Here is a 15,264-nt window from a genome sequence, read left to right on the forward strand (position 1 = left end):
TTTGGTGGTTATTGTGGCAGAAATTTTATTATTATTTACGACCACAATGGCACTTGCCAAGTCAAGAGAAGACATACCGATTTCGGCAGATGATCTGATGTATAGCTCTTATGGAGAAGAAATTGAACCATCGACATATTTGGATGCCTCTTACGATGGTGAGAGCAAAAGCCTTTTGTCACCGGTATTTACATTGAACAGAGGCGTTTATAATGTCAGGATAGAATATCAGTCAAATAATACAAGACGCAACGAAAATATTGGCTGCTGGTCAAAGGTGATTCCTGAAGACATTCCTGTGGGATACATAAATTCCGGTATTGCCAAACTTGTAGATGACGTTGATACCATCAATTATCATGTTTATGTTTACGGCGATAATGTGACTGCCAGGATTGAAAATGGTATAGATGATGATAGTGATTGCTATATCCTTATTACCGGCTTATCGATATCTTATTGCAGATTCGAGTCGGCAGCACATGGCGCTATAGTTTTATTTGCGATATTTGCTGTAATAGATCTGATTCTTGTACTTTGTCTCTTTTACAGGGAAAGGGCAGGGAGATATATCAAGGATAATGCGGAAGTTATTATAGTTATGAGCACAGCAACGCTCATAGCGCTTTTTCCGATTCTGAGAGATAGCATAGGCTATGGAGATGATCTGGGATTTCATATGCAGAGAATATACCAGATAGCACATTCATTGAAAATGGGATATTTTCCGGTTTATGTTATGCCCGATTGGAAAAATGGATATGGTTACGCTTCCGGTATTTTTTATGGAGATACTCTTCTTTTTATTCCGGCGCTCTTGTATATTGCCGGATTTTCTCTGGCGGCAGCGTACAGGTTTTTGGTGATATCGGTTAATGTATTGACAGCTTTCATTGCCTACTTTTCATTTAAAAAGATAGGAAATTCCAAAAGAGCCGGTGAAATAGCTGCAAGCGCTTATGTGCTTTGCGTATACAGAGTGATTGATATGTATCAGAGAGCAGATGTGGGTGAGTGGACTGCCATCTCATTTTTCCCTCTCCTTATACTGGGACTATGGGAAGTTTATCATGAGAATGAGACCAAAAAGTCCTGGATATACCTCGTTCTTGGTGCCTGCGGCCTTGCATCAACACATGTTTTGTCGTCACTTATTTCAGTTTTACTCATTATTGTTTTTATGCTGATCTGTATAAAAAAGACAGTGAAAAAAGATGTTTATTTAACGCTTTTAAAGGCAGTGGGGATTGCGATACTGGCTAATCTTTATTTTATAGTACCTTTTCTTGATTCCTTTGCCCATAATAAGCTAAGAGAAGTTATATTCAGCCCTTTGAATGAGACATCTATTTATCTTGTGCAGATGTTCTCGGATCATTTTTCTGATTTTAATAATTCGGTTACAAACGGAATGTACAGAGAACTTCCGATAACAATGGGGCCAGCATGCCTTTTAATAGTTCTTTTTTCTCTTTATTTGTGGCTAAAAGAGGATAATAAAGAGAAAAAAAGAGGTATTGGAGTAATAATTGCAATATTTGGACTCATTGTATTCATGGCATCTAATTTCTTTCCTTATGCATGGATATATAAAAACATTCCTTCAATGGAGCCTGTACTTAGAAATCTCCAGTTTTCATTCAGATTCATGTCTGTTGGACCGGTACTTGCCTGCACACTTTTGGCACTTATCTTTAGGTATAATGAAGGAAGTGGCAGGAAAACAATCAGAACTGTAGCTATATGCCTGGCTGCCCTTTCTTGCTTTTACGCAAGCAGATATGTGTTTGAGTACAGTTCAATGCAGCCCACAGAGGAGAGAGTGTATGATCATGATGAAGGAGATGCTTATTGGGAAAAATCAAGCGGTGAGTATACGCTTTATAACCTGACTCCTGTATTGTCAAAAGATCCTGTGGTATCTGATGAGGCTGTGGTTATAGTTTCGGACTATAGCAAAAAAGCCCTTAATGTCACCGCAAATGTGACAAATACATCCGACGCTGAACAGTATATAGACTTACCGCTTCAGGGCTATTATGGCTATAAGGTATCGGGCGACTATGATGGATTATATATAGTTACCAGTGATGAGGGTAAGCTGCGCGTTATGATACCTGCCAGATACAGTGGGAGCATGAATGTCAGATTTGCCCCACCTGTTTACTGGAATTTGTCTTATATTATTTCTTTGGTTACGATCCTAGGAATCATTTGCTATATAAAAAGGCCTGAGTGTTTGACACCGGTCTTGAACAGAAAGAAAAACGGATGAGTGGTTTTAGTAAATTTATTGTTAAATTTTATGAAAGCATAGTTACACTTTTTGTGGTGCCGATATTAATATTTCTTTTGTTTATCGGGCTTTTTTCCACTACATATATCCTTGTTCCGGAAAAGGTCATGCTTGTTAAGGATTCACCTTTATGGACTTTAGCAGTTGTTGTACTTGCGATTATTATTTCCTTTGTGATTAATAGAAATAATAGGGTGACATTGCTTATAACAAAGGTCAATAGTAACAATGAACTGTATAGGAAGATATCTGATATTCTGTTTTTAATACTGGGAGGAATATCTGTTTTTTGGATTTTGACATCCCAGTATATTCCAAATGCTGATCAGTATGAGATACAATCTGTTGCATACAGAATGCATTTCGGTGACTACAGAGAATTTGCAAAATACGGTTACATAGGCGGACATGTCAATCAGGTGGGAATGTTGCTTGTAAGCTATGTTTTTTCATTTATATTTGGGAATGAAAACTATATTGTATTTCAGCTCGCCAATGCTGTTGCACTGATTGTTATATATAAAGAACTTGTTAAATTTGGCTGCAGAATAGGTCTGTCTAATTTTGGAAAACTCCTGATTCCTTTTTTTGGAATTATATACCTCCCAATGATTATTTATGTTTCTTTTGTCTATGGAAATATGGGGGGACTTGCCCTTACACTCGTTGCTATAAATAGTGAGATGGATTTTTTTGAAAAGAGGAATGTCAAAAATATACTTATTTCCTCTATATGTATAGCTTTTGCGATGATGCTCAAATCCAATTTCATGATATTCCTGATTGGAATGCTGATTTATGCTGCTATTCATCTTTTTGGTGAACACAAGAAATGGACTTTTGGCTTTATAATAGCATTGCTGATATTTTCCTTAGGACAAAGTAAGGCTGCCAAGTGGACACTTGAAATTATAACAGGTGAAGATATTGGACAGGGATCAAGCCCTATTTCCTATATAGCTATGGGGCTTCAGGAGTCAGGACTGGGACCGGGCTGGTATAATGCCTACAACGACATGACCTATATTTGGCATAATTATGATACTGATGGGCAGAAAAGAGAAGCCATTCAAAATATAAAGGATAGACTTGGATACTTTAAAGAAAATCCATGGGAAGCAGTAAGCTTTTTTACCAGAAAGACAGCATCACAGTGGAATGAACCAACATATGAATCGATATGGCTTATTAGTAATGACCTTAGCAACTCTCAGGTTAGGATAAGCAGCTGGGTTTATTTTCTAGCGAGTCAAAAGGGAAACGCTTTTGTGGGAAGACTTGGAAAAATTGCGCAGATACTTGTACTTAGTGGGACATTTCTGTTTGTGTTATTTAACAGAAAAAGAAATGACTATTACAAGACACTGACCCTTATAATGATGTTTATCGGAGGCTTTCTGTTCCATTTGTTTTGGGAAGCCAAGAGCCAGTATACAATAAGTTATTTTATATTGCTTCTGCCCTATGCGATAATGGGCTACGAGAGTTTAAATAGAAGAATAACTTTTATGGCTGATAAAGAAAAAATTGCCGTTAATAAAGAATTGTTTTTGACGGTTATTGTTTTGGCTGTATTTATGTTTCTTTATGGCGGTAAATGTGATTATCTGACAGCAGATACAGAAAGCTACATAGTATATGCTGCTGAAAATACGACGAATGCCGGTGTTGAAAATGGTGATTATACCATTGGTGTAGCAGATGGAAGAGAAATAACATTGCTTTTTGAAGGCGACAGTCAAAAAGTGACAATATCAGATTCCGGCAGCATAGTCAGAATTATGAGCTATCAGGGGAAATCCAGAATATATTTTCCTGATGAAATGCTGTATCTTCAGTATGGCAATGACAGGAACAGCGTGGATGTTTTTGTCGGAGATTATGAGGACTTTTATGATTACGCTGACCAAAGCTGGATAATCACGGAAACGGATGGCGGATATATTATAGAAACCGAGGATGGCAGAATACTCACTGTATCAGATAATGGAGAAATATTCACAACATCGGAAGTTTTGGAAGAGGGACAGACATGGCATATATCTGGATGACAATTGCATATTTAATAGATGTGCTGTTTATGAGTTTTTTTGGAGAGAAACTTTTAGATTCAGATATGGCATCAGAGATGATTCTTTCGGATATATTGAATTCTGAGAAATCTATAACAGGCCTAACTCACAGTTGGTATTATTCTACGGAGATAAGGGTTCTGGAAATGCAATGGTTTTACAGGATAGGATTATTACTGTCTCCTAAGAACTGGCATATGGCAAGAACTATAGGGATGGCGCTTGCACTTATCGTATTCGTAGTAGCCATTGTACTGATGTTTAATAGTCTGGGTATGAAAGATGCTGCTAAGTATGGGGCGGCAATCGCGCTTATGCCCGGTGGAAGCTGGTATTTTTGGCAGACTTTGTACGGAGGATATTATCTTCCATACGTTATTATAGCGTTTTTTACGATGACATTGTCTGTTGCTATTGTCAGAAACAAAGAAAGAGTATCCGGTAGTGGCAAAGGTAAAGTTATAAGTAGTAAACATCAGAAAATAAAACAGTTTGGTATGTTGACTGTTATTGCTTTGCTCGGCTTGTTGTCAGGTATGAATGGAGTTAAGCAGCTCATGGTTTTCTATGCTCCCTTTGTCTTGGCTACCGGATTTATGCTTTTGTATGGCATAAGGAAAGAAACAATAAAGCAAGAGAATCTGTTTAAAACTACTCAGATGAGGATGTTTGGACTGGCTGGTTTAAGTACATTTTTCTCATTTATTGGTTATTTGATCAACTCTAAAGTACTTGCTTGCAGCTATTATTTTCAGCAGTTTGGCGATACAAAAATAAATGGCAGAACCGTTCTGGATTGTTTGAGATACTACATATGGAGTTTTGGATTTGCTAATGGCAAGCAGCTTTTATCTTTTAAGGGAATTGCCTCAATGATTGGACTTTTGATTGGAGTAGTAACTGTCGTATCGGCAATTTGTCTAATCAGGAGATTTAACGCTCTGTGTATTTGGGAACAGTACTTGACAGCGATATCTATTTCGATAATTGTATTTTGCATATTTATCTTTTCATACGTTGGAGGCGAAATCCAATATTTTCAGTCGGCAGTTCCATGGGGGCTGTTTTTGATTGTTCTAGAACTAAAAACGGAAAAATATGTGTTCGTGGCGAGTCGGAAAATTTTGTTGAATTTGGCTTTTATTATGTTGCTTTTCACATCAGTTGGGACACTTGCAAATCAGTTTGATGAAAATACATTTTTCGATGAGGAAAATGCGAATCACATGGAAAAAGTCGAACATAACTTTAGAGCAAGACCGGGATATGATGAGGTACTTCATATCGTTGAGGATAATGGCTACACGCAAGGGGTGGCAAGATTCTGGGATGGAAATCTTTTGACAGAACTTTCTGATGGTAATATTGAGATGTGGATTCTTGATGAATACCAAGCAGATGATATTGATCCATGGCTTCAGAAGGTGGCACATTCTAATGGGCTTCCTGAGGGAAGATATTTCTTTGTTGCCAAAAATGATGATCAATATTATGAATTTACAGACAGACATCCTGAAATTAGTATGATTTATCAGGATGACAGATATGTCGTGTTCGGAAATTGATGGGGTTAATCCTAATGCTAAAACTATTATTGACATTTATGAAAATTAAATATGGCAAGAACCTGAAGTTCAAGGGCATTCCTGTTATTTTTAACAAGAAAGGCGCTGAAATAAATATTGGCGATGACGTGACTGTAAAAAGCAGTTTTTTATCCAATCTTGTAGGGCTGTATAGCAGAACAATTATTGTTACAAGGGCAGCAGGAGCCAAAATCGTAATTGGTAATAACGTGGGAATTTCCGGTGCAACCATATACGCTCGAAAAGGCATATATATTGGTGATAACACCTGCGTTGGTGGAAATTGCAAAATATTGGACAATGATTTTCATCCAATTGAGGCCGAAAGCAGAAATAAGCTCCTTGCTGATGTCAAAGGCGGAGACTCGGACCTTGTTCCAACAAAAGAAATACATATCGGAAAAGATTGCTTTATAGGCTGCAACACATTGATTCTCAAGGGAACGGTTCTTGGGGACGGTTGCGTTGTCGGAGCAGGAGCGGTAGTGGCCGGAAAATTTGAAGATGGATCTGTTATAGCAGGTAATCCGGCGAAAGTTATAAGGAAGATAAAATGATGATTTGCCAACCTGAAAGTTATATCGGTTTGGAGGTAGAATATTGAAAGAGGTTTATGCACCTGTTGTGGCATTTGCATATAACAGGGCAGATAAGATAATAAAGTGCCTTGAATCTGTTGAGAAAAATGAAGAAGCAAAAGAGACAGATCTTATTGTTTATTCAGATGGGGCAAAGAGCGAAGCAGGGGCAGATAAAGTTAAGGCTGTGCGACAAGCTTTGAGGTATTACAAGAAAAGGGCTGGTTTTGCGTCTGTTACTGTCATAGAAGCTGACAAAAACAAAGGTCTTGCCAAATCTATAATTGAAGGCGTTACGCAAACACTGGAAAAATATGGAAAAGCAATTATTGTTGAAGATGATCTGATCGTGTCGGATAAATTTTTGTCCTATATGAATGGGGCTTTGGATTATTACGAGGATAATGCCAATATCGGTGCTGTCAGTGCCTATACATACCCCTTAAAAGTGCTGAAAAACTATGATAGAGACATCTATATCATGCATAAGGGAGATTGTTGGGGATGGGCTACATGGGCTGACAGATGGGATAAAGCGTCATGGGCTGATGTTGATTTTGATGCCTATTTTAGAGATAAGGAACTTAGGAGAAAATTTGAGAATACGGAAAATGGCTGGGATTTATTGATGTTGCTGCAGTACCAGGGAAAAATTAGTTCCTGGGCTGTCAGGTGGGTGCTCAACCTTTTAAAGAAAGATCTTTTGACAGTTTATCCTAAAGACAGCTACGTTACAAATGCAGGCTTTGACGGAAGTGGAACTCACTCAAATGCAAGTGAGGATGCTCAGTATTTTACGCCCCTGATTGAGAATAGGAAAAATTGCGTTTTTGAAAATGTTGCACCTGATGCGATGATTGAAAAAGAAGCTGCTGAATTTCCCAGAAAAGGATTTAAGACATCATGTAAGTATTATCTAAAAAGGTGCTATGTTAAGCTTTATGACTTGAAGAGGAATTTTTAAGAATATGATCTTTACAACATTGTTTGACAGTTACTATCTTGATAAGGCACTGGCTTTGTACAGGTCTTTAGAGAGGGTGGCAGATGATTTTAAGCTATATATTTATGCGTTTGATGATAAGGCTTTTGAAGTTCTTTGCGATATGAATCTCGAACATGCGGTAATACTACGAAATGAAGACCTTGAAAATGCCTATCCAATATTAAAAAAAATTAAACAGGAGCGTTCAAAAGCTGAATACTGCTGGACATGTACCCCGGTTAGTATTGAGTATATTCTTGATAATTTTCATGAGGATAATTGCACTTATATAGATTCGGATCTGTATTTTTTTTCTGATCCTAAGGTGCTGTTTGATGAGATTAATTCAGCAGATGCAAACGTAGTTATAACACCACATCGCTTCTCAAACAGTCTCAAGGATAAAAGGCTGCAAGACAGGAGTGGTAAATACTGCGTCGAATTTAACTATTTTGATAACTCGGAAAATTCAAGAGAAGCACTTTCCTGGTGGAAGGAGCGCTGCTTTGAATGGTGCTATCATATTTATGAAAAAGACAGGATGGGTGATCAGAAATATCTGATGAAATTTCCGCAGCTTTTTAAAGGCGTTCACGAGCTTCAAAACCTTGGCGGAGGTGTTGCTCCCTGGAACCTTGCACAGTACGAATACACAGGGAAATCAAATGAGCTGTCACCGATATTAAGAGAAAAATCCACAGGAAAAGAATTCCCTATTATTTTTTATCATTTCCAGTCCATGCGTTATATAAACCACAACTATATAATAATCAGGTCTGAAACGCACTCAAAAAAGACAAAAGACATTATTTACAGACCATACCTTAAGGAAATCGAATCACTTAGAAAAGAGCTTGAAGAAAAATACGGAATTACTTTTTACGTGGCACAGTCCTATGCCAGCAACCCTATTATCAAATTTGTGCAGAAATACATTTTGAGATTCAAAATGAAGAGTATTTCAGATCTTTATGATCTTAGAAAGTTACGTACATAATTATTAAGCTGAAATGGTATGACTTCTTGAACTAAATTCCAGAAATCCGCATATACTGCGGATTTCGTGAGAATATGAGTGAAGAGTCAACCAAGCCTCATCGACGAAGTCGATTTAAATTGGCTTGGTTGATGCATTCTTGAATTGTTGATTCAAGAATGCATGATTTATTTCTAATAAACGTCGGCTTATCATGAAGCTTACTATAGAGAAACGATAGGGAGATAGATAAAAATGTTGAGAGCTAAAAGGCTTAAAATGGTAAAAAAGATATTTGTTATGCTGCTCATATATTCTTCTTTGAGTATGTATCTTAACGATTTTTTTAAAAAAATATTTGATATGGAAGAGTTTGTCTGGACAGAAGCAATAAAGCTTATATTTCCGTATTCTTTTATTGCAACTATAGTTTTTTTTATGATTGGATTGTATGTGAATAGGTCGATAGATGAATTATCAAATGAAATGTGGCAAAAAACATTCGCACTTATTTTTTCTTTTGTGTTTCTTGCCGGTTTAAATATTTCAACGGTTGGAAAATTTGCTGAGAACATGCATAGTATGCGAATGATACTATTTGACTTAGTTTTCTTGATGGGAATGTACTATATATCAAGATTTATACTGATGCATATCATGAAAAATGTATGTTTGCTAGAAAATTGGAATAAAAATTGGGGGGGTACATATGTTCTGAAAAGAAACAGTTTTATTTGGTAGCGGTCATATTGGCAATATGTTGGATGCCATACGTTATTCTTAGATATCCGGCTGGATTTGAATGTGATGCTTATCATCAGATCGCGGATTTTCTGGAAGGTACGATGACTAATCATTGGCCGGTAGCATCATCAGTGTCAATGGGCATTTTTGTTTTAGCAGGACAGAACTTATTAGGAAGCGCAAATATTGGTATATTTGTTTACTGCATTGTTCAAACTATAATCGGAGCATTTATTTTTTCATATGCTGCGCTTGTTATGAGAAGGCTGAAAATGCCGGTTCTATTTGTTTATATGAGCGTTATAGTTTTTGCATTAGTTCCCAATTATCCCGGATACATTACATCTGTGGTAAAAGATGCCCCATTTTCGTGTGCGGTATTGCTATTTGTTTTATTGGTAGTGCAGCAAGTATTGGAAGAATGTTTTGACAAAGGTTTTTTTATTGCAATCACAGGATTTATAGTATGCATTCTTAGGAATAATGGTATTTTTATTGTTGGAGGATTGCTAATTGTGCTAGTGATTGCATCACTATTCAAAAAGAGTTTTTTAGAGAAAAAGCTCTTTTTTTCGCTATTTGCTTGTGCTTTAATATATATGTTTTACTCTTCGGCTCTTTTGCCTGCACTTGGCATTAAAGGAACATCAGAAGCAGAAGCTTTGTCTGTCCCGTTCCAACAAACAGCTCGTCTGGCTACATGGCGAAGAAGTGAAATAAGTGATAAAGATGCTGAAATTATCAATGATGTACTTTCTCTTGATATAATATCAACTGAATATGACCCAGAACTCTCTGATGTTGTGAAGGGAACATACCATTCAGATGATATTGGAAAACTTTTGAAATATTTTGGAGTGTGGCTAAAGGAAGGTTTTCGAAATCCTGATATATATTTAGATGCCTTTCTTCATAACTCGATTGGATTCATGTACCCAGACATCAGAATGGGAAATTCACCTGTAGTATCCGGGATGTATGGTCAGGTTTGGAACGATAGGATGGTTCAATTTATTGTTCCGGATAGCCTCTATAAGGTGAGAGAAGATATAAAAGATAATGTTAGTGCGTATGAGAATTTTCCGATAATATTTCCGTTTGTAAATGTGGCTATTCAACTATGGATTCCCATAGGAATACTTTTTTGGGCGATACAGAGGAAAAATTATAAACTTATTTTTCTTTTAATCCCATCAGTAATTGGCATAATGGTGTGTCTTGCAAGTCCTACATATATGAATAACGGCGCTAGATATGCACTCCCCGTAATTTATACTAATATGCTAATGGTGGGAATCGCAATTGCTATGTAATAAATATTGCAAGAGAAAAAATTAACGGAAATATGCTAAAATATAGCTCGGCTTGTTATAGCATATATAAAACTTAGAAATGAAAAATGAGCAAAAGATGCTGCAACATGTAGGAAGATTTTTGCGAGGTATTCTGAAAGTGAGGTTAATCTCTTATCGTGATGCAGTAACAAGGCTAAGGTAATAGCAAAATGGTAATTATTATAACTGGGACAATTGTTCCTGAAAAACACATAGGGCAACTTGCACTTAGGGATCATAAAAGCAGATTGGAACAGTATATATTGGCTTTAAAAAAGCTTATTGAAGCAAAGCCTGATGCAAAAATAATTTTTTGTGATAATAGTGGATTTGGAACGGATGCCTTCGCTAATCTTCACAGATTGGCTCAAGGTAATGGTGTACAGCTTGAAGTATTATCTTTTAAGGGAGACAATGAATCGGTTGTCCGTCATGGAAAAGGCTATGGCGAGGGCGAAATAATGAAATATGTTCTTAGTAACAGCATTTTAGCTAAGAAAGATGATTATCTTATCAAGACTACTGGCAGACTTATTGTGGACAACATGCCCCACATTGTAAAAAAAGTGGATAAGACCAGAATATACTTCAATATTCCTAATATTCATAGAAGAGATATCTATGACACAAGGCTTTATGCAATGCCGGTAAATGTTTTTAAAAAGTATTTTCTTGAAGAGTACAAGAAGGTTGATGATAATAATGGGTATATTCTTGAGTGCGTGTATAGAGATGTTGTCCTAAGAAATCATTTGCCAACAAGGAATTTTCCGCTTTATCCCAGAATAGTGGGACAAAGCGGAAGCGGCGGTATAAAGTATGAGTATGTTGAATGGAAAAGCAAGATTAGGGATGTACTTAGCAGACTTAATTTTTATGGAAGGGTTTGTAATAAGTGAATATACAGAAATTATATGAAGCACCATTGAAGCATAAAAATACAATGATTACTTCATTACATTACAAAGTGAATAAAGGTATAGTGAACATATTTTATCCCATTTTTGGAAAATGTGGTAATGGCATTGATAGTGATAGTAATGTAATTATTTCTCTAACTAGCTATCCTGCAAGAATTGGTACAGTTCATTTAACAATTACTACTCTCCTTAATCAGACAGTGAAACCAGGAAAAGTAATATTATGGCTTGCTAAAGATCAATTTCCAAACGAAGAATGTAATTTACCGAAAAAGTTGTTGGAACTGAAAAGAAAAGGACTTACTATTAGATTTTGTGATGATCTGCGTCCTCATAAAAAGTATTATTATACGATGAAAGAAAACCCTGATTCATATGTTATAACTGTTGATGATGATATTTTCTATCCGGAGAATCTTGTAGAAGCATTGATGACTACATCAGAGCAATATCCGGATACTGTTGTCTGTACATGGGGACATGAGTTTGTTCCCGATGAAAATGGCGATGTATTTTCTGCTGATAAGTGGGAGCACTCTGAGGATGGAAGCTATCCATCATATTATCTTATTCCTACAGGAGTTGGAGGAGTGCTTTATCCACCTCATTGTATTTCTGATGAAGTATTTAACAAAGAGGCTATTATAAAGCTTTGCTTAAATGCTGATGATTTATGGCTTAAGTCTATGGCGCTCTTAAATAATACTAAAGCTGTCAGAGTGGACAGACCTGCAAAGGTGTATTTTTCAATATTAAGGACTCAGAAAACGGGGCTATTCTATTCAAATGCATTGGAAGACAAAAATTCTGTTGCGTGGCGAAATATAATTGACAATTATCCTAAGTGTAGGGATCTTTTAGCTACGAAAAATGCAGATGCAGGACGAGGCAATGTAATAGCAGATCAGAAATTAGAGAATAATCCTATATAAAGTACAACTATGACCGTTATTCGGAATGATAGTTAGATATACAATTGCCTTTTAACCATTTTCCAATATATGCTCCCAAAATAATCAACATAAAGTTTCTTCCAATGTAGCTGGAAACATAAGTGGCTTCAATGGTGGTATAAGTCCCAAGCGATATCACTAATATTGTTGTCCATATATCCTTTTCCTTTGAACATAGATATAACAAGAAAATTATAGCTATGATGATGAATGTAGTAGGAATAATTCCATACCAATAAAACATACGAACCCAACCCATATCAAAATATTCGGTGCTGGTTCTGTTTGAGAACAGTTCCCAAGTTTCAATAGCTCCACTGTGCCTATCGTTACTATAGTATAAATCTTTAATACGATTGGTGAGTGAAGAATCCAAGATACTTCTCCAGTCTTTTTCCCATAAGTAGGGTATGATATGACTGATGCCTGCGCTGTACATGGAAAAAATAACGCATAGTATGGGAGATATAAATCCGGCAGTTATGTAAGAAATATCTTTTTTTGCTATATTAGGTAAAAATCTGGCAATAACGGTTAATACAATTGTTAGTAAACTTATTATTATGGAAGTTCTTGATGAGGTAATGAAACATATAATTATCATAAAAAGAGTAATGATAGCAAAATGCCACCATTTAGCCTTTTTTCCGTAGTTCCATACCCATAAAAGGAGAATTGAATAAATGCTGCTAAAAAGGGTATTTGGATGACCAAATCCCAATACGTACCTTAATTCATTTGGGTTTCCATGTCCGTAGTCATCAATAACGAATATTGAACCTAGGATACCTAATAAACTAAGGAATGAAATTATCGCAAACCCAAAGCTTGTAAAGATTAAAATATATCGCATTGTTTTTTCAAGATCGATATCTCTTGCTGCCATTACGAAAATCGCTATTCTGAGTAAATCATTATTACCTGTGGTTTTATAGCAATAAAATGTAAATGACCATATCATTATCAGTAATACCCATTCGCTAATGCTATGCGTCATTATAATAACGCATAAAAGTGAGAGCACAAATGTTACTCGGAAAACATAGCTTTCTAAAGAAAAACTGAGGTCGCTCTTTTCAACAATCATAATAATAAGTTCTATTGTCAGTGCTATATAAAAAATTGTATTCACTATTTTATTTTGTAAATCTTTGTTCTTTATACACATATGGAAACTCGCTTTCTAGTATAATGCATTTATGCTATATTATAATACGTTGCTGTATTGTATTCTAGGAGAAAAATAATGGAAAATGTTAGCCAAAGAAAAAGAAGACTGGTTTCCTGGCTGATGGTTTTGTTAATTTCGATTGTTCTAAGAGTGGCGTTATTAGATGTTCTTCCTGGTAATGGTGCACTCAATCAAGATGAGGCATTTGCTGGATATGAAGCATGGTCACTTCTTAATTATGGAATTGATGCTGAAGGATATTCATTTCCTGTGTACTTTGTTGCTTGGGGGTCGGGGATGAATGTTCTTGAATCATATCTTATGATGCCTTTGATAAGACTAATGGATTTGACCAATATAGCAATAAGACTCCCATCAGCAGTTCTTGGGATAATTACTGTTATATTTTTTTACCTGTTTGCAAGAAAAGACAAAAATGATGAGGACGGAAAGTTTTCTTTTCTTTGTTTTTTGTTTATGGCGATAGTTCCATGGAATGTCATGTCTAGCAGATGGGCGTTGGAATCAAATCTTTTGCCTGTATTTTTACTTTTGGGATGTTTTTTTATTATTAAAGGCATAGATAATAGCAAGTTTTTTATACCTGCTGCGATATTCTATGGAATGGCATTATACGCATACTCAGCAGCATGGATAGTTATGCCGTTTTTGATTGTAGCGGAGCTATTATACCTACTAATTTTTGAAAAAATCAAAATTGATAAATATTTGGTTCTTTCGCTGCTGATATTAGTAATTTTGGCATTACCTTTAATGCTGTTTGTTTTAATAAATTGTGGATATATTAATTCAATTACATTCATTGGGATGACTATTCCCAAAATGCCATATTTCAGGGGGAATGAAGTGAACCTTGATAATATATTGCATAATCTCTCAGAGTTTAAGGATATAGTCTTACTTCAGAGCGATGGAATAGCGCATAATTCTACAAGCGTCGGAATCTATTATAAAATCAGCACTCCCTTTTTTATAGTTGGTATAATAGTAACAATTATTGGTATCATTAAGGGAGAGAAAAATATAACACGTATACTAGTATTAATGCAGTTTTTATGTGCGTGCATATTAGGAGCTTTGATCGATTGTAATGTAAACAGGATAAATATTGTGCATATACCTGTTATATATTTTATCTGTATAGGGCTTTATCATACATTATGTTTTTTTTATAGAAGGAAATATTATCAGATATTAACTTTTGTGATTCTGGCTGCATATGTAATATTGTTTGTCTTTTTTGTTCAGGATTATATATGTAATTATAATAATACTTTTGCGGAAAATTTTGGCGAGGGATTACGAGAATGCGTTGATTTTGCAAAAGAAAATGTTGAAGATGGCAGTATTTATGTGATGGATGCAAGCTACGCTAATATTTTGGTATATATGAAATACCCAACCGATGAATATGTCGAAGAAGTTGAATGGGAAGATGAGAATGCTGCATTTAGGAATATTATTGAAGTTGGGGAGATAAAGTTTACTGATTTTACGAATGAGAAATCATATTCAAGTGACATATATATTTGCCGTAAAAGTAATGAGAGTGCATTGAATTATATGGTTGAAAAAGGTCTTGAGATAAAGCAATTTGGATATTATGTTGTTGGTTATAGGGAGTAATT

The 15,264-nt window shown here is 35.7% G+C and carries 12 protein-coding genes; 11 read left to right on the forward strand and 1 reads right to left on the reverse strand.

Annotation, left to right across the window (positions count from 1 at the left end; translation table 11 throughout):
• Positions 1-13 precede the first annotated feature (13 nt).
• The 10 genes from BM146_RS00420 to BM146_RS00465 all read left to right on the forward strand — a co-directional run bounded on the left by BM146_RS00420 (position 14) and on the right by BM146_RS00465 (position 12,423).
• A complete protein-coding gene (locus tag BM146_RS00420) occupies positions 14-2,275 on the forward strand; it encodes a 6-pyruvoyl-tetrahydropterin synthase-related protein (protein ID WP_207649877.1) in 2,262 nt (753 codons plus the stop codon).
• Positions 2,276-2,331: 56 nt separating this feature from the next.
• A complete protein-coding gene (locus BM146_RS00425) occupies positions 2,332-4,347 on the forward strand; it encodes a hypothetical protein (protein WP_207649878.1) in 2,016 nt (671 codons plus the stop codon).
• A complete protein-coding gene (locus tag BM146_RS00430; RefSeq protein ID WP_074882800.1) occupies positions 4,329-5,933 on the forward strand; it encodes a hypothetical protein in 1,605 nt (534 codons plus the stop codon). Before BM146_RS00425 ends, BM146_RS00430 begins: the two co-directional genes overlap by 19 nt.
• A gap of 38 nt (positions 5,934-5,971) precedes the next feature.
• Positions 5,972-6,511 (forward strand): acyltransferase, encoded by a 540-nt coding sequence (locus BM146_RS00435; protein WP_242949310.1) that lies wholly within the window; start codon positions 5,972-5,974, stop codon positions 6,509-6,511.
• A 43-nt stretch (positions 6,512-6,554) separates the two neighbouring features.
• On the forward strand, positions 6,555-7,496 hold the full coding sequence (locus BM146_RS00440) for a glycosyltransferase (protein WP_074882804.1): 942 nt from the start codon (positions 6,555-6,557) through the stop codon (positions 7,494-7,496).
• A 4-nt stretch (positions 7,497-7,500) separates the two neighbouring features.
• On the forward strand, positions 7,501-8,514 hold the full coding sequence (locus BM146_RS00445; RefSeq protein ID WP_074882806.1) for a hypothetical protein: 1,014 nt from the start codon (positions 7,501-7,503) through the stop codon (positions 8,512-8,514).
• A gap of 234 nt (positions 8,515-8,748) precedes the next feature.
• Positions 8,749-9,234, forward strand: a complete 486-nt coding sequence (locus BM146_RS00450; protein ID WP_074882808.1) for a hypothetical protein — start codon at positions 8,749-8,751, stop codon at positions 9,232-9,234.
• A 23-nt stretch (positions 9,235-9,257) separates the two neighbouring features.
• Entirely contained in the window at positions 9,258-10,550 is a 1,293-nt protein-coding gene (locus tag BM146_RS00455; protein ID WP_143087376.1) for a DUF6020 family protein, read from the forward strand.
• 191 nt (positions 10,551-10,741) lie between these two features.
• Complete coding sequence (locus tag BM146_RS00460; protein ID WP_074882811.1) at positions 10,742-11,470, forward strand: hypothetical protein; 729 nt, start codon at positions 10,742-10,744, stop codon at positions 11,468-11,470.
• Positions 11,471-11,538: 68 nt separating this feature from the next.
• Positions 11,539-12,423: a hypothetical protein gene (locus BM146_RS00465; RefSeq protein ID WP_177201544.1), complete on the forward strand. Its 885-nt coding sequence runs from the start codon at positions 11,539-11,541 to the stop codon at positions 12,421-12,423.
• 16 nt (positions 12,424-12,439) lie between these two features.
• Here BM146_RS00465 and BM146_RS00470 read toward each other — a convergent pair whose 3' ends face one another.
• The gene (locus tag BM146_RS00470) at positions 12,440-13,330 is read right to left on the reverse strand and encodes a hypothetical protein (RefSeq protein ID WP_143087378.1); all 891 of its coding nucleotides are present in this window, start codon (positions 13,328-13,330) and stop codon (positions 12,440-12,442) included.
• 360 nt (positions 13,331-13,690) lie between these two features.
• On the opposite strand from BM146_RS00470, the gene BM146_RS00475 reads away from it, so the two are divergent.
• Entirely contained in the window at positions 13,691-15,262 is a 1,572-nt protein-coding gene (locus tag BM146_RS00475; RefSeq protein ID WP_074882817.1) for an ArnT family glycosyltransferase, read from the forward strand.
• Positions 15,263-15,264 lie beyond the last annotated feature (2 nt).

This window comes from Butyrivibrio proteoclasticus (assembly GCF_900115735.1).
Lineage (GTDB): Bacteria > Bacillota > Clostridia > Lachnospirales > Lachnospiraceae > Butyrivibrio > Butyrivibrio proteoclasticus_B.